The sequence below is a fragment of the Streptomyces sp. JLBJ103 genome (assembly GCF_058215575.1).
Map to the genome: position 1 here is coordinate 6,296,021 of NZ_CM177089.1, position 18,894 is coordinate 6,314,914.

An 18,894-nucleotide genomic window follows, 5' to 3' on the forward strand; every position below is an offset into this window, starting at 1 on the left:
AGGGAGGGAGTTCACTCCGGCGCCTCCCGGACATGCGTACCAGTCGGTATGGTGAGGGGTCCTGGCCGGGGGCACCGGTGTGCGGTGCCCCGTTCGGAGGCGAACCGAGCCCCTCGATAAACGGGAGTGAGCCATGAGCCGTACCGCCCTGCGTATCTGCCCGCTCTGCGAAGCCACCTGCGGGCTGACCCTGACCATCGAGAACGGCAGGGTCACCCGGGCGCGAGGCGATGACGAGGATGTCTTCAGCCGCGGCTTCATCTGCCCCAAGGGTGCGGCCTTCGGTGAGCTCGACGCCGATCCCGACCGGCTGCGACGGCCACTGGTCCGGCGCGGCGGACGGCTCCAGGAGGCGGACTGGGACGAGGCGTTCGCCGCTGTCGAGGCCGGGCTGTGGCCGGTGCTGCGTGAGTACGGAGGGCGTTCGGCGGGCGCGGTGCTCGGCAACCCCAACGTCCACACCGTGGCCGGGGGGCTCTACCCCTCGCTGCTGCTCGGCGCGCTCGGCACCCCCAACGTCTTCACCGCCAGCACCCTCGACCAGATGCCCAAGCATGTCTCCAGCGGACTGCTCTACGGGGACGCCAACGCGCTGCCGGTGCCCGATCTGGACCGCACCGACCATCTGCTGATGATCGGCGCCAACCCGATGGATTCCAACGGCAGTCTGTGCACCGCCCCCGACTTCCCCGGCCGGCTGCGGGCGCTGCGGCGGCGCGGCGGCAAGCTGATCGTGGTCGACCCGCGGCGTACCCGCACCGCCAGGATGGCGGATCAGCATGTGGCGATACGTCCCGGCACCGACGCCCTGCTCCTCTTCGCCATGGTGCGGGTGCTGTTCGACGAGGACCTGGTGGCGACGGGCGAGCTGGGCGCCCATCTCACCGAGGTGGCCGAGGTCCGGCGGCTGGCCGCGGACTTCCCGCCGGAGGCGGTGGCCGCCGCCTGCGACGTACCCGCCGAGGAGATCCGCACCCTCGCCCGGGAGCTGGCCGCGGCGCCCAAGGCCGCGGTGTACGGGCGGATGGGCTCCACCACCGTGGAGTTCGGCACCCTCACCAGCTGGCTGGTCGATGTCCTCAACGCGCTCACCGGGAACCTGGACCGCCCCGGCGGCATGATGTTCCCGCTCGCCGCCACCGCGCGCCGGGAGCGGACACCGCGCCCCGGCAAGGGATTTGCGCTGGGCCGCTGGCGCAGCCGGGTCAGCGGCCACCCCGAGGCCAAGGGCGAACTGCCGTCCGTCGCCCTCGCCGAGGAGATCGAGACCCCGGGGGAGGGGCGGATCCGGGCGCTGCTGACGATCGCCGCCAACCCCGTGCTGTCCGCACCCGACGGCGACCGGCTGGAACGAGCGCTGGCCGGGCTGGACTTCATGGTCAGCGTCGATCCGTACCTCAACGAGACCGCGCGCCACGCCCATGTGGTGCTGCCGCCGCCCCCGCCCAGCCAGAGCCCGCACTTCGACTTCACCTTCAACTACCTGGCCGTGCGCAACCAGGTCCGCTACTCCCGCCCCGCGGTCCCCCTCGATCCGGACCGGATGAGCGAGAGCGACATCCTGGCCCGGCTGGTGCTGTGCGCGAGCGGACACGGCGGCGCCGACCCGGCGACGGTGGACGCCATGGCGATCGAGGCCGCGCTCGGCAAGGCCGTGGCCGACCCCGCGTCGCCGGTGCACGGACGCGAGACCGCCGAGCTGACCGCACAGCTCACCGGCGGCAGCGGCCCCGAACGGCGGCTGGACATGATGCTGCGGCTGGGCCCGTACGGCGACGGCTTCGGCGCCGACCCCGACGGGCTGACCCTTCGGACACTGCTCGACCGGCCGCACGGTATCGACCTCGGCCCGCTGCGCCCGCGGCTGCCTGCCCTGCTGAGGACCCGCAGCGGCACGGTGGAGCTGTGCCCGGAGCCGATCGTGCGTGATGTGGACCGGCTGCGCCGCGCGCTGGCCGACCGGCCCACCGGTCTTGTCCTCATCGGCCGCCGCCATCTGCGCTCCAACAACAGCTGGATGCACAACGTCCCCGCGCTGGTGGGCGGCAGTAACCGCTGCACCCTCCAGGTGCACCCCGAGGACGCAGCCCGGCTGGGCCTGGCCGACGGCGGCCAGGCCCGGGTCAAGGGCGACGGCGGGGAGCTCGAGGTGCCGGTGGAGGTGACGGACGCGGTGCGCACCGGAGTGGTGAGCCTGCCGCACGGCTGGGGTCACGGCCGTCCCGGCACCCGGATGTCGGTGGCCGGGAACCACGCCGGAGTCAACGCCAACCAGCTCATCGACGGCTCACGGCTGGATCCGCTGTCGGGCACCGCGGTGCTGAACGGCTGCCCGGTGCAGCTGGCCCCGGTCACCGAGCCCACTCCGGCGCTACCGGACTGACCAGGGGTTTTGCGCTTATTGCTCACGCGTCAAGACCTTGTTAACGCAAAGTTCGGCCACCTAACGTCGCCTCGACCGCCACATCTGGGGGAGTTCGGGAGTTCACCGGCGAACGTGAGGTAGCCACCATGCTGACAGTCCTCGGATTCGTCATGATCGCGACATTCCTTGTCCTGATCATGATGAAGAAGATGTCCCCGATGGGTGCTCTGGTGCTCATCCCGGCGCTGTTCTGCGTCCTTGTCGGGAAGGGGGCGCATCTCGGGGACTACGTCATCGACGGCATCGGTGACCTCGCCCCCACGGCCGCGATGCTGATGTTCGCCATCATCTACTTCGGGGTGATGATCGACGTCGGACTCTTCGATCCGATCGTCCGGGTCATCCTGCGGTTCTGCAAGGCGGATCCGATGCGGGTGGTCGTCGGTACCGCCCTGCTCGCGGCGATCGTCTCGCTCGACGGCGACGGCTCCACCACCTTCATGATCACCGTGTCGGCGATGGTGCCGCTCTACCGACGGCTGAAGATGAGCCTGGTGGTGATGACCGGCGTTGCCGCGATGGCCAACGGCGTGATGAACACCCTGCCCTGGGGCGGCCCCACCGCCCGCGCCGCCGCCGCGCTCAAGGTCGACGCCAGCGACATCTTCGTGCCGATGATCCCCGCCCTCGCGGTCGGACTGGTCTTCGTCTTCGCCCTCGCCTACGCCTTCGGGCTGCGCGAGCGCAGGCGGCTGGGGCTGCTGACGCTCGACCAGACCACGGCGGAGGAGTCCGAGCAGGTGCTCGTGGGCGCGGGCGCCGGGAAGAAGGGCGGCTCCAAGGCCGCCGCGCACACTCCCGCCACGACCACCGGTGGCTCCGGCGGCGGTACCGACGCCGAGGCGGCGGAGGCCGCTGCGGAGTCCGGGGAAGGCGACGAGGGCGAATTCCAGGGACTCGACCCGCACCGCCCCACCCTGCGCCCCAAGCTCTACTGGTTCAACGCCGCGCTCACCCTCGGCCTGCTGACCATGATGGTCATGGAGACGATGCCGATCCCGGTGCTCTTCCTGCTCGGCGCCGCCATCGCCCTCACCGTCAACTTCCCCCACATGAACGACCAGAAGGCCCGGGTCGCCGCCCACGCCGAGAACGTCGTCAACGTCTCCGGGATGGTCTTCGCCGCCGCCGTCTTCACCGGCGTCCTCACCGGCACCGGCATGGTCGACCACATGGCCCGCTGGCTCGTCGACGGCGTGCCCGACGCCATGGGGCCGCACATGGCCATCGTCACCGGTGTGCTGTCCATCCCGCTGACCTACTTCATGTCCAACGACGGCTTCTACTTCGGCATCCTGCCGATCCTCTCCGAGGCCGGAGCCGCCCACGGGGTGTCCACCCTGGAGATCGCCCGCGCCTCGCTCGTCGGACAGGCCCTGCACATGTCCAGCCCGCTGGTCCCCGCCGTCTACGTCCTCGTCGGCATGGCCAAGGTGGAGTTCGGCGACCACACCCGCTTCACGGTGAAGTGGGCGGCGCTCACCTCCCTGGTGGTCCTGGCCGCCGGGCTGGCCTTCGGCATCATCTGATCCGTGCACAGGACGCCTCAACGGCCCGGCAGGGGCTGGCTGCTGCGCCTGGTCATCGCTTTCTCGTTCGCGCAGGCGGCGGTGAGCATGGCCCGGCCCGCCGTCTCCTACCGGGCCCTGGCGCTGGGCGCGGACGCCCGCGCGGTCGGGGTGATCGCCGGGATCTACGCCCTGCTGCCGCTGTTCGCCGCCGTACCGCTGGGACGCCGCACCGACCACGGGCGGTGCGCCCCGCTGCTGCCCGCCGGTGTCGTACTGATCGCCACCGGCTGCGTATGCAGCGCGACGGCCGGGTCGCTGCCGGGGATGGCCGCGTGGAGCGGGGTGATGGGCCTCGGCCATCTCGCGTTCGTGATCGGCGCCCAGTCCATCGTGGCCCGGCAGAGCGCCCCGGACGAACAGGACCGCAACTTCGGCCACTTCACCATCGGCGCCTCGCTCGGCCAGCTCATCGGGCCCGTCGCGGCCGGTCTGGTGGTCTCCGGCCACGACGGGGCGATGGCCCGCACCAGCGCCGCCGCACTGGCGGTCTCCGCGGCCGTGGCGGCCTGTTCGGTCTCCGCGCTGTGGCGCATCGAGCACCGGGACCACGACGCCCGGCTGGAGGCCGCGTCCGCGCGGGAGGCGCGACGGGTGCCGGTACGCGCCATCCTCACCACCCGCGGAGTCGCCTCGGGCATCTTCATCAGCCTCGCCGTGCTCTCCGCGACCGACATCCTCACCGCCTATCTGCCGGTCGTCGGCGAACAGCGCGGGATCTCGCCCTCGGTGGTCGGACTGCTGCTGAGCCTGCGCGCCGCGGCCACCATCGGCTGCCGACTGGCCATCACCCCGATGATCCGGCTGCTGGGACGCACCACCTTGATGGCCACCAGCTGTCTGGGCGCCGCGCTGCTGTGCGCGGGTATCGCCCTGCCGCTGCCCGCCTGGGCGCTCGGTGTACTGCTGGCCGGACTCGGCTTCTGCCTCGGCGTCGGACAGCCGCTGTCGATGACCACCGTCGTCCAGGCCGCCCCCGACGGAGCCCGCAGCACCGCCCTGGCGCTGCGTCTGACGGGCAACCGCCTGGGCCAGGTCGCGGCCCCCGCCTCCGCCGGTCTGCTGGCCGGACTCGCGGGCACGGCCGCCCCGTTCGCGATGCTGGGCGGACTGCTGCTGGTCTCGTCCGCGATCGCAGTACGGCCGCTGTGCGATGGCGTCCCCCGCCCGGGAAGGGGAGCCCCCCGTCGGGACCAGGAACCGTCCAGCCGGACCGGGGACTCCTCCGGCACGGCCGGTCGCTCCTCCGCCCGGAACGCGGACACTCCCGGTCGCTGAGACCCCCGGGACGGGGCTCTCCTGTTGGCGGGGCGCGCCTCCGGCCTCGAGGAGTCGCTCCAGTTCTGCCCCGGGCCCCCCGCGCCCCGGGCCCCCCGCGCCCCGGGCCCCACCCCCCGCGACCTCCGCCACAGCGCTCGCGCCGCCGTCCGTGATACGTACGAAGCCGCCGGAAAACGTAGGAGCCGACGACCACCCCGAGGAGCCGTCCATGACCCGAGCCGCCGTCCTCCCCGCCGTCGGCGCCCCGCTCCGGCTTGCCGAGATCGACCTCCCGGACCCCGGTCCGGGCCAGGTACGGGTGCGGCTGGCGGCGGCCGGGGTGTGCCACTCCGATCTGTCGCTGTCCAACGGCACCCTGCGCCAGCCCGTTCCGGCCGTCCTCGGCCATGAGGGCTCGGGCACCGTCAGCGCCGTGGGGGAGGGCGTCACCGCGGTCGCCCCCGGTGACCGAGTCGTCCTCAACTGGGCCCCGTCCTGCGGGGAGTGCCACCACTGCGGGCTCCGCGAGCCCTGGCTGTGCGCGGGCGCGGGCGCCGCCGCCACCGTGCCGTACGCCAAGCTGGCCGACGGCGGCGACGAGCTGTACCCGGGTCTTGGCACCGCCGCGTTCGCCGAGGAGACGGTCGTGCCCGCGCACGCCGTCCTCCCGCTGCCCGACGGGGTGCCGCTGGCCGACGCCGCGCTGCTCGGCTGTGCGGTGCTCACCGGCTACGGCGCGGTGCACCACAGCGCCGCGGTACGCCCCGGGGAGTCGGTGGCCGTGTTCGGCGTCGGCGGGGTGGGGCTCGCGGTGCTCCAGGCGGCGCGGATCGCGGGCGCGGGCACGGTGGTCGCGGTGGATGTCTCCCCGGAGAAGGAGGAACTGGCCCGCGCCTCGGGCGCCACCGAGTTCTTGCTGTCCGGTGAGGACGCCGCCAAGCGGATCCGCTTCCTCACCGGCGGCCACGGCACGGATGTGGCCATCGAGTGCGTCGGCCGCGCGGAGACCATCCGCACCGCCTGGTCCGCCACCCGGCGCGGCGGCCGGACCACTGTCGTCGGGATCGGCGGCAAGGACCAGCAGGTGTCCTTCTCCGCCCTGGAGCTGTTCTACTTCGGCCGGACGCTCTCGGGCTGTGTCTACGGCAACAGCGACCCGGCGCGCGATCTGCCGGTGCTCGCCGAGCATGTACGCGAGGGGCGCCTCGATCTGTCGGCGATGGTGACCGGGCGGATCGGCCTCGACGGGATCCCGGCGGCGTTCGACGCGATGCTCGGCGGACGTGGCGGACGGGCCCTCGTGGTGTTCTGACGGGCGCCATGCCGTGACTGGGCGCCATGCCGTGGCCGGGCGCTGTGCCGTGGCCGGGAGCTCAGTGGCCCTCAGGCCGGGGCGCCGTCGACCATGCCCAGCCAGCGGTCGCGCTCGGCCCCGAACGGTCGGGTGCCCTCGGTGACGGCCTTCAGCAGCCACTGCCCGGCCGCCTCGGCCTCCGCGACGACCTCGGCCGGATAGCCGAAGCGCACCTGGTGCTCGGCGAACTCGTCCTGGTCCACCAGCAGTGTGTTCCCGTCCGTCCGCTTGCGCACCACGTCGAGGTCGAGATCCACCATGGTGACCTCGTCCGGGGAGACCCACTGGGGAGGGGTGGTGATGTCGACGTACACCTCGGTCTCGCGCGGTGCGGCGTTGAAGGCCGCGGTCCACCAGTCCCCGCGCGGGAAGAGGATCACATGGGCGCAGGTGAGGGGGACGTCGGGGCCGTGGCCCTTGCGCATCACCGAGCCGCCGGGCAGGCCCAGCCAGACGCCGTGCTCGTCCTCGCCCAGTCTGCGCATCCGCAGATTCCAGTGCAGAGTGCCGTCGTACTTGGTGTAGTTGACCTGGACCAGTGACTGCGACATGGGGCCGAGCATAGGGTCCGCTGTCAAAGCGGCCGCCCATGCCCCTTGCGTACCCGGCATTTCCGGGCCCGCCGCCCCCTAAGCGCTTGCTCACTCTCCGTGTAGGGTGTCCGCCATGAACGCGGAGCCGAAGAAGGACGAGGGCAGGGCCGAGGAATGGGGGGACATCACCCCGGACGCGGCCCGGCGGCTGATGACCGCCGCTGTGCACGCCTTCGCGGAGCGCGGCTACCACGCCACCACCACCCGGGACATCGCGGGCCGCGCCGGGATGAGCCCGGCCGCCCTCTATATCCACTACAAGACCAAGGAAGAGCTGCTCTACCAGATCAGCAGGGTCGGCCATCAGCGCGCCCTGGAGATCGTGGAGGATGCCCGGGACTCCGGCGGCGCCCCCGCCGAGCGGCTCGGCCATGCCGTACGCGCCTTCGTCCGCTGGCACGCCGAGCACCATACGACCGCGCGGGTGGTCCAGTACGAGCTGAGCGCGCTGGGCGAGGAACACCACGCCGAGGTCATCGCCATCCGCAAGGCGACGGACGGCGCGGTGCGCGCGATCCTCGAGGACGGCGTGCGGACGGGGGAGTTCGACGTACCGGACGTCCGCGGCACCACGGTGGCGGTACTGTCCCTGTGCATCGACGTCGCCCGCTGGTTCAACGCCCAGGGCCGCAGCACCCCGGACGAGGTCGGCGAGCTGTACGCCGCACTCGTCCTGCGGATGGTGGGGGCGCAAGGCCGCTAGGCCCTGTCCTGCCGATCTTCGCGGGCCCGCGACGCCTGGCGCCGCGCCTCGCCGCGTTGTCGGGATCTTCCGAGTACGCCCGGTACGAGGGCGACCCTCCTGCGATCCTCCCCCAGCTACCGCTGGGAGGTGCCCCCTCACCAGACGCCGCGGGCTGATCCACGAAGATCGACAGGACAGGACCTAAGCGCTCCGCGGGAAGTGCCGCGAGGTGCCGTCATGCGTCTGCGGCTGCGTCGTGGCTGGTCGCCCACGCGGCGGAGCCGCACATGGACACAGCCGCGGCGGAGCCGCACATCGACACAGCCCCGCGCCCCTTCGGGGCGCACCCGAACCGCACCGGACTTCAGCGAGGCCGCTTAGCCCGGCGGGCCGGTCAGGCGTAGTACCGGACGACGCTCTCCGCCACGCACACCGGTTTGGCTCCGCCCTCCCGCTCGAGGGTGACCACCAGCGTCAGCTGGACGCCGTCGGTCACCTCGGTGAGTTCCGCGATCCGGGCGGTGGCCCGCAGTCGGGAGCCGACCGGGACGGGGGAGGGGAAACGGACCTTGTTCACGCCGTAGTTGATGCCCATCCGTACACCGTCGACCCGCATCAGCTGCGGAGTGAACGCGGGCAGCAGCGACAGCGTGAGATAGCCATGCGCGATCGTTGTGCCGAACGGCCCCTGGGCCGCCTTCTCGGCATCCACATGGATCCACTGGTGGTCGTCGGTCGCGTCGGCGAACAGGTCGATCCGCTTCTGGTCGATCTCCAGCCAGTCGCTGGGGCCGAGTTCCTCGCCGATCGCGGACCGCAGCTCATCGGTTGAGGTGAAGATCCTGGGCTCTGCCATGCTGTTGCCTCCCGGGCAGCTCACTAAGCGCTTGCTCAGCATGCTCGGATGGCCTTCGCCGTGTCAACGCGCTCCGACGCACTCGGGCACGCTTCCCTCCACCGGCGGTCCACCGGCGGTCCGGGTGGCACACCGGCGGTCCGGACGGCGTGGCGTGCCTGCCGCCGGGGCCCGTGACCAGAGCGGGCCCCGGCGAGCGTGCCTCAGGGCGGTCCGGGGCGGCCGGGTGTCACACGGTCGCGTACCGGCGGCTCTCGCACCGGGCGCGCCGCGCGGCCGACAGCGCCTCGGTGGTCAGCAGCGGGGCCGGCACCACGATGCCGCAGTCCCCGCAGACCGGCCCGGCCGAGGGGTAGCGGTCCAGGTCCTCACGCCAGGCCAGGCGCTCCTGTCCGCAGACCGGGCAGGAGGAGCCGGGCCCCGACTCCATCGCCGATATCAGCCGGCGCAGCACATCGGGAAGCGGGCCTTCGGGGTGGGTCGAGGGGCTTTCGCAGGGCATGATGTCGCACCCGCCCCAGGTGTGCAGATGCCAGTCGTCGACGGCGCTGGGCTGGCGGATGCCGATGTGCTTCTCCTCGCGGCGCCGGGCGGCGAAGTCCGCCTCGTACGCGAGCCAGAGGGTGCGGGCGTCCTCGAGTTCCTCGAGGGCCGTGATCAGACGCAGTGGTTCGGGCTCCCGGTCCTCCGGGACGATCCCCGTCCTGGTGCACAGATGGTGCCAGGTCGCCCGGTGCCCGTACGGCGCGAACCGTTCGAGGCATTTGCGCAGCGAGGTGCGCCGGGCGGTGATGTGTCTGTGTGGATTGCGCACCTCTCGTGCGAGTGCTCTGAAACCGGCCACTTCTTACCACCTCCGCAATCGCGGACCCGACTCGTTGTGGAATGGACGTAACGGAGCGCGATCCGGATCCATCGGATTCCCCGGAAGTTGCCGAATAGGCCGATCCGTGCCCTCAATGACCGTGAATGCACGGTCAAGTTGACGGTCGCTCATCTTCCAGCCAGGCCGTACCGCCGGTAACCTCCGTCGCATCGGCAACCGGGAGGAGCGAGCATGCGACCAAGAACCGGCAAGCTCACCAGAACCGTGATAGCCGCGGCCGCCGTGCTCGGCCTCGGCGCCGCGCTCGCGGCACCACTGCCGCAACCGGTGCAGGCGGCCCCCGCCGCCCCCGCGGCGGCCACCGACTACTGCCAGGGTCAGTGCGCCGACATCCTCCCGCCCGGAGCCAACGGCAACGCGACCCTGGCCGAGATCCTCGGCAACAAGGTGTTCGGCACCCACCCCGAACACAGCACCGATCAGCTCGGCCCGTACAACGATCTGGCCGGCGCCTATCCCACCCTCACCGACGACAAGCTGACCAGCTTCTTCAACGACTCCTCCTTCGGCGTCCCCGCCGACCAGGTGGCGTCCGTCACCAAGCCCCGCGACGACGTGACCATCACCCGGGACAAGAAGACCGGGGTCCCCCACATCCAGGGCACCACCCGTGAGGGCACCGAATTCGGCGCCGGATACGCCGCCGCCCAGGACCGGCTGTGGCTGATGGACCTCTTCCGCCACGTCGGCCGCGGCGAACTCACCCCGTTCGCCGGTGGCGCCGCCGCCAACCAGGGTCTGGAACAGGACTTCTTCCGCCAGGCGCCCTACAAGGAGGAGGACTACCAGGCTCAGGTCGACTTCATCCTGGCCCATGGCGGAGAGCGCGGAAAGCAGGCGCTGGCCGACGCCCAGTCGTATGTCGACGGCATCAACGCCTATGCCAAGAAGGCCAAGGACGGCCGCTACTTCCCCGGTGAGTACGTGCTCACCGGCCATATCGACGCGATCACCAACGCCGGTGAGATCCAGCCGTTCAAGCTCACCGATCTGATAGCCCTCGCCTCCGTCGTCGGCGCCCTCTTCGGCAACGGCGGAGGCGGTGAGGTGCAGGGCGCGCTCTCGCTGCTCGCCGCCCAGCAGAAGTACGGCCTCGCCGAGGGCACCAAGGTGTGGGAGTCCTTCCGGCAGCGCAACGACCCGGAGGCGGTGCAGACCCTCCACGACGGCAAGAGCTTCCCGTACGGCGGGAAACCGGCCGACGCCAAGGGCACGGCCATGCCCGACCGCGGCTCCGTCACCCCCGAACAGCTCGTCTACGACCGCGAGGGCGGCGCGGCCACCAAGGACCGCGTCAAGGTGAAGGCACCGACGCGCTCCCTGGAGAAGCTGCGCGGCATCTACGACAACGGCGTACTGCCCCGCGATCTGTTCAGCCGCAAAAAGGGCATGTCCAACGCGCTGGTGGTCTCCGGGAAGTACACCGCCAGCGGCCACCCCGTGGCCGTCTTCGGCCCCCAGACCGGCTACTTCGCCCCGCAGCTGCTGATGCTCCAGGAGCTCCAGGGCCCCGGGATCAGCGCGCGCGGCGCCTCGTTCGCGGGCGTCGGAATGTATGTCCAGCTCGGCCGCGGCCAGGACTACGCGTGGAGCGCCACCACCTCCGGGCAGGACATCACCGACACCTACGCGGTCGAACTCTGCTCCCCGGACGGCGGCACCCCCACCAAGGACGCCACGTACTACCGCTACCACGGTGACTGCCTGCCGATGGAGAAGCTGGAGCGGCGCAACGCCTGGAAGCCCACCATCGCCGACTCCACCGCCGCGGGCTCCTACCGGCTCCAGGTCTACAGAACCAAATACGGCCTGGTGACCCATCGCGCCACCATCGGCGGCAAACCCGTGGCCTACACCTCGCTGCGCGCCACCTACCGGCACGAGGCCGACTCCATCATCGGCTTCCAGATGCTCAACGACCCGGGCCATGTGAAGGATCCGAAGTCCTTCCAGACCGCGGCCCAGAACATCAACTACACCTTCAACTGGTTCTACGCCGACTCCAAGCAGACCGCGTACTACAACAGCGGACTGAACCCCGCGCGTGCCGAGGACATCGATTCCTCGCTGCCGGTGAAGGCCGAACCCGCCTATGAGTGGCAGGACTTCAAGCCGTCCGACAACACCGCCGCCTACACCCCGCCCGCCGAACATCCCCAGTCCATCGACCAGGACTACTACGTCAGCTGGAACAACAAGCTGGCCAAGGACTACGCCGTGGCCGGGTTCGGCAATGGCTCGGTGCACCGCGGCAACCTGCTCGAGGACCGGGTCAGCGCGCTGGTCAAGAAGGGTGGCGTCACCCGCGCCGCGCTCACCCGCGCGATGGCCGAGGCCGCCGTCACCGATCTGCGCGGTGAGGACGTGCTGCCCGAACTGCTGAAGGTGGTGCGGTCCAAGCCCATCGACGACCCGAAGGCGGCCACGGCCGTACAGCAGCTGGAGTCCTGGCGCAGCGCGGGCGCGCAGCGCAAGGAGACCAGCGCCGGGTCGCACACCTACGGCCACCCGGACGCCGTGCGGATCATGGACGCGTGGTGGCCGCTGCTGGTGGAGTCCGCGTTCAAACCCGGTCTGGGCAGTGAGCTCTACGACGCCCTGAAGGCCAATCTGCCCATCGACGAAGCGCCGTCGGCGGGCCACGGCCCCACGGGTTCGCACGCCGGATCCTCCTTCCAGTACGGCTGGTGGTCCTATGTCGACAAGGACCTGCGGAAGCTGCTCGGCGAGGATGTGAAGGGCCCGATGGCCGCGTCCTACTGCGGCGGCGGTGACCTCAGCGCCTGCCGTGACGCCTTGCTGACCACCCTCAAGCAGGCCGCCGACAAGCCCGCCACCGAGGTCTACCCCGGTGACGCCGGCTGCAAGGCGGGCGACCAGTGGTGCGCCGACGCGATCATTCACCGGGCGGTCGGCGGTATCGGCCACGACACCATCAGCTGGCAGAACCGCCCCACCTACCAGCAGGTCGTGGAGTTCCCCGCACACCGCTGAAGCACCACTGGAAGCACACAGGAAACGCCGCTGGACACACGGCTGACGTACCGGAACCGCTGATCCACCGCCCCCGGGCCACATGGCCCGGGGGCGTTTTCAGCGTCCGGCGATCCGCCCGGCGGCGAGCACCACCCGCGCCAGCTCCTCATGGCAGATGTCGCTGTGCGCTCCCGCGGGCGGCCCGCCGTGGCGTACGACGGACGACACATCCACGCTCACACAGCCGTCCTCCGGGAACGGCCCCTTCAGCGCCTCGGCCAGATCCAGCCGGGCGCATCCGGCCACGGCCTGGATCCCGTTGTGGCCCATCGCGCCCCAGCGGGCGTCGTCGCCCCCCAGCAGCGCGGCGTCGTCCCGCGCCGCCTGCGACGCCAGCGGATACAGCACCCCCAGCGCGGAGTCATGCCGCGAGTGGCAGGACACCAGCGGGCCGCGTACCCGCCCCCGGTCGGCCCGCAGCGCACCGCCGCGGTCGGTGGCGTGCGGCAGCCGCTCGGCGAACGCGTAGTGCGAGAAGGCCCCCTGGAGCAGGGTCAGCGATGCCACCGAGGTGCTTCCCGGCAGCCCGCCCAGCGCATACGACACCAGCCGCCCGCCGAAGCTGTGGCCCACCAGATGGATCCGCGTGCCGGGCCGCGCGGCCGCCACATCGCCGAGCACCGGGCCCAGACCGTGCCGCCCCACCGTGCCCGCCCGCCGCTTCATGGCGTAGTACGTGGTCTGCCGCAGCAGCTCCCGGGCCCCGTCCCACAGCCCGCCGAGCCCGCCTCCGAGCAGCCCGGAGCCGCGCTCCTCGGACCCGGCCAGCGTGGTGGCGAACAGCTCGCAGTACGCGGCGCCCTCCTCGAGCATCGCGGGGACCTCGTCCCCGTCCACATCCGGTGCGTACACCGCCGCGCCGGACCCCTCGGGCACCCGGGCCAGCCCGTGCACCAGCACCGTGAACTCGTCCAGCGCCGCGGTCTGTTCGGGCCGCTCGGCCAGCAACTGGGCCAGCCGCGCCACCATCTGCCCCCGCCCGGGGAAGACCGCCTCCAGTGCCCGGCGCGTCCCCGCGTCGAGACCGGGCTCCGCCCCGGCCGCCGTCGTCGGCGGAAACGCGGGCACAGCCTCGTCGGTGAACCGCATCGACGGCCAGATCACCCCGGCATAGCCGAGCCGCACCCCTTCGGCCTCTCCCAGCAGACCGGGAAAGGGTGCGAAAAAGTGTTCGTAGAGCGCGGTGGCCGTCGCGCGGTCGTTGTTCCACCCATGGGCGAACACCACCAGATCGGTGATGCGCTGCTGCGCCACTTGTTCGGTCAGCCGGTCGCGCTGCCGGGTGTCGACATCCCCCTCCGCGTCGAATCTCAGCTCCCAGTACGGCCGCACTGTCATCCCCGTCATGGCTGTTCCCCTCGGCTGGTCCGATCCGCGTGCAATCGTCCCAACCGCCCCGTCCGGTGACCATACGACACGCCTACGGCATGCGTCGATCAATCCGCCAGCCGTTCGCCTTACCCGGAATGTCGTCCTTGATCGAGAGAGGATTGAGTGCTCTGCCAGCTGTTGTGCTGGTCCCGCCAGGACGCGCTCTCGTAGAGCGCGGTTTTGGCTTCCGGCAATGACAGACCGAGCACCTGTGACGCCACGTAAATGGTTTCGATGGGAGACATTCCGAGGTCACGCAATTCCCGGAAGACTTCTTCCCGTTCGGTCAGGCCATCGTCGGTGAAGCGCGCCGCGAGTGTGTCCAGACGCGATCGATCCATGGTCAGCCTCCTCCCAGTATCTTTTCAACGTCCAAGGTCATGGAGCCGGGACGTTTGAATACGGATCCATCCGATTTCGGAATATGGCGCTCATAGTTGAGCACCACGGTACTGTAGCCATCCGCCTGCGCCTGCTTCGCCAGGGCGTATTTCATCTCCCTGAGCGCGTCAGGGCCGACCGGGGCCCGGCTGAGTCCTTCGGTGCCTTTCGGAAAGACCATGAAGCCTTCCAGATGCAGGGTGTCGCCCGCGGCGCGCACCGTCGCCATCGTCTCGACGGTCTGACCGGACACCTCGAACGCGTCGTCCCAGATATCGCCGTCGACGAATCGCGGGCAGCCTTCGAGGCCGAGCGGATCGATCCAGGCGTGGGGGTTGGGGACGTAGGCGTGGGGGCTCGGGGCCGGTGCGAGGCCGAGGGGGTCGGGGGTGAGGTAGCGGGCGGTTTCGGGGTCGTAGTAGCGGTGGTGGTTGTAGTGGAGCCCGGTTTCGGGGTCGGCGTACTGGCCGGGGAAGCGGAGGGGGCAGTCCGCGGCGTCGGGCGGTGCGGTCAGCGGTGTGCCCCAGAGGGCGGTGCGGGCCTGCCAGGCGAGGGTGCCGTCGGGGGTGATGAGTTCGGTGGGGGTGCCGGTGGGATCGGTGACGACGGTGTGGAAGCGGGTGGCGCCGGGTTCCTGGTCGGTCTGAGTGACAGGTTGGTGGGTGTCAGGGGTGTAGTCCCAGGTCGTGACCAGGCCGTGGGGGGTGGTTTGTTCGGCGAGGCGGGTGTGATCCCAGGTGAAGGTGAGCGCGTTGCCGTCGGGGCCGGTCTTGGTGGTACGGCGGCCGAGGGGGTCGTAGGTGTAGGTCCACTCGTGGCCGTCGGGGGTGGTGGCCTTGGTGAGACGGTCGTGGGTGTTCCAGGTGTAGGTCCAGGTGCGGGTTTGGCCATTGAGGAGTTTGCGGGTCTTGCGGATGAGGCGGCCCGCGGCGTCGTGTGCGTAGGTGGTGCGGCCCGCATGGCGGACGAGGGTGCCGTCGTAGGCGCGGTCGCCGGTGGCGGGGTGGTCGGGGGCGGTGGCGCTCGTCTGGTTGCCCGCGCTGTCGTAGGCGTACTTCTCGGTCCAGCCGTGTGCCTGGACCCCGGTCACCCGCCCCATGGTGTCGAGGGTGAAGTGGCGGGTACCGGTGGTGAGTTCGCGGATCTCGGTGAGATGGCCGTCGGGGCGGTAGGTGTAGGAGCGGTGCTGGAGCAGCTCGTCCTGAGGTGAGGCGGTCAGGCTCTGGGCCGCCAGCCGGCCCGAGGGGTCCCAGGTCTGGTCCAGGGTGACGGCTCCGGTGGCACGCTGTGTTTCGCGACCGGTGGCGTCGTGGGTGAAGGTGAGGGTGTGCCCGGCCGTGGTGAGGGTGGCCGGGAGGCCCATCGGGTCGTAGGTCCAGGCGGAGGTCGTACCCGAGGGTGTGCTGCGGTCAGTGCGGTTTCCCACCGCGTCATAGGCGTAGGTCGAGGTCCGGCCGTTGACGGTCTCGGCGACGACACGGCCGAGCGGGTCGTGTTCCCTGGTGAGTTCGGTCTCCGCGTTGGCCGCGTGAAGCAGGACTCCGCTCGCGTTGTAGGTGAAGGACGTCTCTTCACCGGTGGACTCGTCGTGCTGGGCGACCACGCGCCCGACCGCGTCGAGGGTGTAGCGCCAGGTTTCGCCGAGGGCGTTGGTCTGGCTGGTGAGGCGGCCCGCGGCGTCGCGGGTGTAGGTGCGCGTGGCGCCGTTGAAGTCGGTCTCCGCGATCAACCGCCCCGCCGGGTCGTACGCGTACCGCCACTGAAGGCCCTGGGGGTTGGTGACCGTGGTCAGACGCAGTTCGGTGTCATAGCCGAAGGCGTAGTGCGCGCCGTCGGGATCGGTGCGCGTGGCGGGCTGGTCGAAGTGGGTGGGGGTGTAGGTGGTGGTGTGTCCGGCCCGGTCGGTGTGGCGTGCGAGCTGACCCTCGGTGTCCCACTGCCACACCTCCCGGGCGCCGTCCGGCCCCTCGCGCCAGGCGGGTTTGCCCTCGATGGTCCACCCGTGGCGGGTGGTCCGGCCGAGCGGATCGGTGAGGGCGGTGATACGGCCGTGGGGACCCCGGCGGACGTGCGTGGTGTGCCCGAGGGGGTTGGTGACCGCGATGGGCAGGCCCGCGGCGTTCGGGGTGACCTCCGTGGTGTGGCCCAGGGCGTCGGTGACCGAGGTGAGGTGGCCGGAGGTGTTGTAGGCGTAGTGGGTGGTGGCGCCGGTGGGGTCGCTGGTGGAGGTACGGGCACCGCGTTCGTCATAGGTGTGACGCCAGACCGCACCGCCCGGTTCGCGGATCTCCAGCGGCAGACCACGGTCGTCGTACACCGCCTCCACCACACCGCCGTCCGGGCGTTCGACGGCGATCAGGCGATCCTGGTCGTCGTAGCGGTAGCGCGTGGTGTACCCCAGCGGGTCCGTGACGGCGGTCCGATGGAGGTTGTGCTCATCCCACTCGGTGCGGGTGGTGTTGCCCAGCGGATCCGTCTCCGCGATCACCTTGTAGGCATCGTTGCGGACGTAGGTGGTGGTGTTGCCCTGCGAGTCGGTGTAGCGGGTGGTGCGCCCGTCGGCGTCGTAGTGCATCCGCCCGGACAGGATGCCGTCCGGGCCGATACCGCGCAGCACCCGACCGCGATGGTCGTAGACATACGCGTACGTCGTGCCGTTTCGGTCCGTCCACGACGTCATGCGGTGTGCTTCGTCGTAGGCGTAACGCAGCGGCCTGCCGGTGGAGTTGATGACCTCCGAGAGATCTCCGGCCGCGTTGTAGCCGTAGGAGATCAGTGTGGTGCTGCGCTGATCCTCACCGTGGAGCAGGCGCAGCGCGGTGATGCGCAGCGACTTCGGATCGGTGTCGATCGCGATGCGGTAGCCGCCGGAGTGGTTGATCTCCGTCGGGGTGCCCTGGGCGTCGTAGCCGATGGTGACGCGGTCGCCGTCGACGTCGCCGGTGCGGTCGGTGATCGCCGTCAGGGCCAGTTCCCGGCCACCTGCCGGGAGGGAGGCGAAGTGGAGGGTGCGGTGGTGCTCGGGTGCGGTGATGGTGAACGTGCCGTCCGGCTTGCCGTCCCAGCACAGCGGCCAGCGAGGACCGGACGTGGGAAACGTCGGCACCTCCGGCTCCGGCACCGGATAGGTGAGCAGCATGCCGTCATCGGCGATGTAGACGACACCCGCGTCGTCTATCTCCAGCCGCTGGTCCAGCGTGCCTGCCCAGGTACGGCCGAACCAACCGCCACAGGGATGCCCGGAGACATAGTGCCGCTCCAGCACCAGGGGCAGCGCCCCCGGCAGGCTGACGTCCGTGGCGAACATGACCATCTCACCGGTGGTCACATCGATGGGCTCACCGGCGGTGCACCTCTTCTTGCCGGGGGTGCAGCCTTTGTTCGGGTTCTCGTCGGTGTGCCCGCGCGCCTTGCCGTCGCGGCTCAGCGCGCGTTCACGGCTGAGCAGGCGCTGTGCCGCGCTCTTGGCGGTGGAGGCGCCGCGCCGCACGGCGCCGGAGCCGCCGGAGGCCAGGGCGAGGAGGAGTTCGGGCGTGAGCTGCCCGGCCGCGCGGGCGGGGTTGCGCTGCCACTCATCCCAGTTGACGACGGCCTTGGCGAACTCCTTGGGGTGATCCACCGCATAGGCGGCACCGTCGACCATGCCCGCCAGCCGCAGCCCCGCGCCCCCCACGCCGTCGTTCATGAGGTCGTCGATGTCGTTGTACCAGCCTTCGACGGTCTCACCCGCCCCGCCGAAGAAGTCCCCCAGACCCTTTTTGACCTTGTCCCACCCCGAAGGGGCCGCAGGCTTGTCCGGGGCCTCCTTCGCCGCGGTGTCCAGCTTCTTCTTCGCGGCGGTGACCACGCCCTGGAGTTCCTTCTCCAGCTTGTCCAGGCGTTCGTAAGCGCTGTTCAACGCCGCCAGCCCGGGGTCCTCCTCCGGTGGGCGCTCCGGCAGCGTCTCGTCCTTGCGGTCCACCGCCTCGTTGTACTTGCTCACCCGCTCCCAGTACCGCTTGGACGCCGCCCGCGCCTCATCCGCGTCGTCGATGATCGGCTTGACCCGCTTCTGCACCGATCGCAGCTTTCCGGCGTAGGAATCCAGGGCGCCGGCGGCCGAGGTGAAGTACTTCTCCGCCGACTCCAGCTCCAGCGGCAGCTTGTCGGTGGCGCCTTTGAAGCCTTCGTTGGCGGCGCCGGTCCAGTTCATCAAGGACAGGACGCCGAGCTGGTCCTCCCCGTCCTTGAACGCGCCCGCATACGCCCGCAGCTTGACCGCCAGATCCTCGACCGTCTTCGGCGAGCCCGGAATCACCTCGGACGGCTTGGCGCCTTGCGGTATCCGCTCGGTCGCGCCGCCCTCGGTGGCGTCTTTCTGTGTCATGCGATGGTTTCCTTTCCCCCGTCGGCCGGCCCGCTCCCCGGTTGACACAACGGGAGGGAGCAGGTCGCCCGTTGAACATGGCACCGATCTTCACACGGACCGGGTGCGGTACC

General features: G+C 70.7%; 12 protein-coding genes. 6 read left to right on the forward strand and 6 right to left on the reverse strand.

The window, feature by feature from the left end; all coding sequences use genetic code 11:
• The first annotated feature begins 133 nt into the window (after positions 1–133).
• The 4 genes from AC4BEG_RS27810 (at position 134) to AC4BEG_RS27825 (ending at position 6,565) form a co-directional block, all read left to right on the forward strand.
• Positions 134–2,383, forward strand: a complete 2,250-nt coding sequence (locus AC4BEG_RS27810) for a molybdopterin oxidoreductase family protein (RefSeq protein ID WP_490702462.1) — start codon at positions 134–136, stop codon at positions 2,381–2,383.
• A 128-nt stretch (positions 2,384–2,511) separates the two neighbouring features.
• On the forward strand, positions 2,512–3,954 hold the full coding sequence (locus AC4BEG_RS27815) for a CitMHS family transporter (RefSeq protein WP_490702463.1): 1,443 nt from the start codon (positions 2,512–2,514) through the stop codon (positions 3,952–3,954).
• A gap of 3 nt (positions 3,955–3,957) precedes the next feature.
• On the forward strand, positions 3,958–5,271 hold the full coding sequence (locus tag AC4BEG_RS27820) for an MFS transporter (protein WP_490702464.1): 1,314 nt from the start codon (positions 3,958–3,960) through the stop codon (positions 5,269–5,271).
• Positions 5,272–5,482: 211 nt separating this feature from the next.
• Complete coding sequence (locus AC4BEG_RS27825) at positions 5,483–6,565, forward strand: Zn-dependent alcohol dehydrogenase (protein WP_490702465.1); 1,083 nt, start codon at positions 5,483–5,485, stop codon at positions 6,563–6,565.
• A gap of 71 nt (positions 6,566–6,636) precedes the next feature.
• Here the strand turns inward: AC4BEG_RS27825 and AC4BEG_RS27830 are convergent, their stop codons facing one another.
• Complete coding sequence (locus tag AC4BEG_RS27830; protein WP_490702466.1) at positions 6,637–7,158, reverse strand: DUF402 domain-containing protein; 522 nt, start codon at positions 7,156–7,158, stop codon at positions 6,637–6,639.
• A gap of 115 nt (positions 7,159–7,273) precedes the next feature.
• Here AC4BEG_RS27830 and AC4BEG_RS27835 point away from each other — a divergent pair, with 115 nt between their 5' ends.
• Complete coding sequence (locus AC4BEG_RS27835) at positions 7,274–7,903, forward strand: TetR/AcrR family transcriptional regulator (protein WP_490702467.1); 630 nt, start codon at positions 7,274–7,276, stop codon at positions 7,901–7,903.
• Positions 7,904–8,279: 376 nt separating this feature from the next.
• Here AC4BEG_RS27835 and AC4BEG_RS27840 read toward each other — a convergent pair whose 3' ends face one another.
• Positions 8,280–8,741, reverse strand: a complete 462-nt coding sequence (locus AC4BEG_RS27840) for a MaoC family dehydratase (RefSeq protein WP_490702468.1) — start codon at positions 8,739–8,741, stop codon at positions 8,280–8,282.
• A gap of 229 nt (positions 8,742–8,970) precedes the next feature.
• Entirely contained in the window at positions 8,971–9,585 is a 615-nt protein-coding gene (locus AC4BEG_RS27845) for a hypothetical protein (protein WP_490702469.1), read from the reverse strand.
• Positions 9,586–9,798: 213 nt separating this feature from the next.
• On the opposite strand from AC4BEG_RS27845, the gene AC4BEG_RS27850 reads away from it, so the two are divergent.
• Entirely contained in the window at positions 9,799–12,621 is a 2,823-nt protein-coding gene (locus AC4BEG_RS27850) for a penicillin acylase family protein (RefSeq protein ID WP_490702470.1), read from the forward strand.
• A gap of 99 nt (positions 12,622–12,720) precedes the next feature.
• On the opposite strand, the gene AC4BEG_RS27855 is transcribed toward AC4BEG_RS27850, so the two are convergent.
• The 3 genes from AC4BEG_RS27855 to AC4BEG_RS27865 form a co-directional block, all read right to left on the reverse strand.
• Positions 12,721–14,010, reverse strand: a complete 1,290-nt coding sequence (locus tag AC4BEG_RS27855) for a lipase family protein (protein ID WP_490702471.1) — start codon at positions 14,008–14,010, stop codon at positions 12,721–12,723.
• A gap of 110 nt (positions 14,011–14,120) precedes the next feature.
• On the reverse strand, positions 14,121–14,375 hold the full coding sequence (locus tag AC4BEG_RS27860) for a hypothetical protein (protein WP_490702472.1): 255 nt from the start codon (positions 14,373–14,375) through the stop codon (positions 14,121–14,123).
• 2 nt (positions 14,376–14,377) lie between these two features.
• A complete protein-coding gene (locus AC4BEG_RS27865; RefSeq protein ID WP_490702473.1) occupies positions 14,378–18,781 on the reverse strand; it encodes a putative T7SS-secreted protein in 4,404 nt (1,467 codons plus the stop codon).
• Positions 18,782–18,894: the final 113 nt, after the last annotated feature.

Bases quoted from the DNA above. Each gene is read 5' to 3' on its own strand.
- AC4BEG_RS27810 (WP_490702462.1), top strand. From the start codon at position 134: ATGAGCCGTACCGCCCTGCGTATCTGCCCGCTCTGCGAAGCCACCTGC.
- AC4BEG_RS27815 (WP_490702463.1), top strand. From the start codon at position 2,512: ATGCTGACAGTCCTCGGATTCGTCATGATCGCGACATTCCTTGTCCTG.
- AC4BEG_RS27825 (WP_490702465.1), top strand. From the start codon at position 5,483: ATGACCCGAGCCGCCGTCCTCCCCGCCGTCGGCGCCCCGCTCCGGCTT.
- AC4BEG_RS27830 (WP_490702466.1), bottom strand. From the start codon at position 7,158: ATGTCGCAGTCACTGGTCCAGGTCAACTACACCAAGTACGACGGCACT.
- AC4BEG_RS27835 (WP_490702467.1), top strand. From the start codon at position 7,274: ATGAACGCGGAGCCGAAGAAGGACGAGGGCAGGGCCGAGGAATGGGGG.
- AC4BEG_RS27840 (WP_490702468.1), bottom strand. From the start codon at position 8,741: ATGGCAGAGCCCAGGATCTTCACCTCAACCGATGAGCTGCGGTCCGCG.
- AC4BEG_RS27850 (WP_490702470.1), top strand. From the start codon at position 9,799: ATGCGACCAAGAACCGGCAAGCTCACCAGAACCGTGATAGCCGCGGCC.
- AC4BEG_RS27855 (WP_490702471.1), bottom strand. From the start codon at position 14,010: ATGACGGGGATGACAGTGCGGCCGTACTGGGAGCTGAGATTCGACGCG.
- AC4BEG_RS27860 (WP_490702472.1), bottom strand. From the start codon at position 14,375: ATGGATCGATCGCGTCTGGACACACTCGCGGCGCGCTTCACCGACGAT.
- AC4BEG_RS27865 (WP_490702473.1), bottom strand. From the start codon at position 18,781: ATGACACAGAAAGACGCCACCGAGGGCGGCGCGACCGAGCGGATACCG.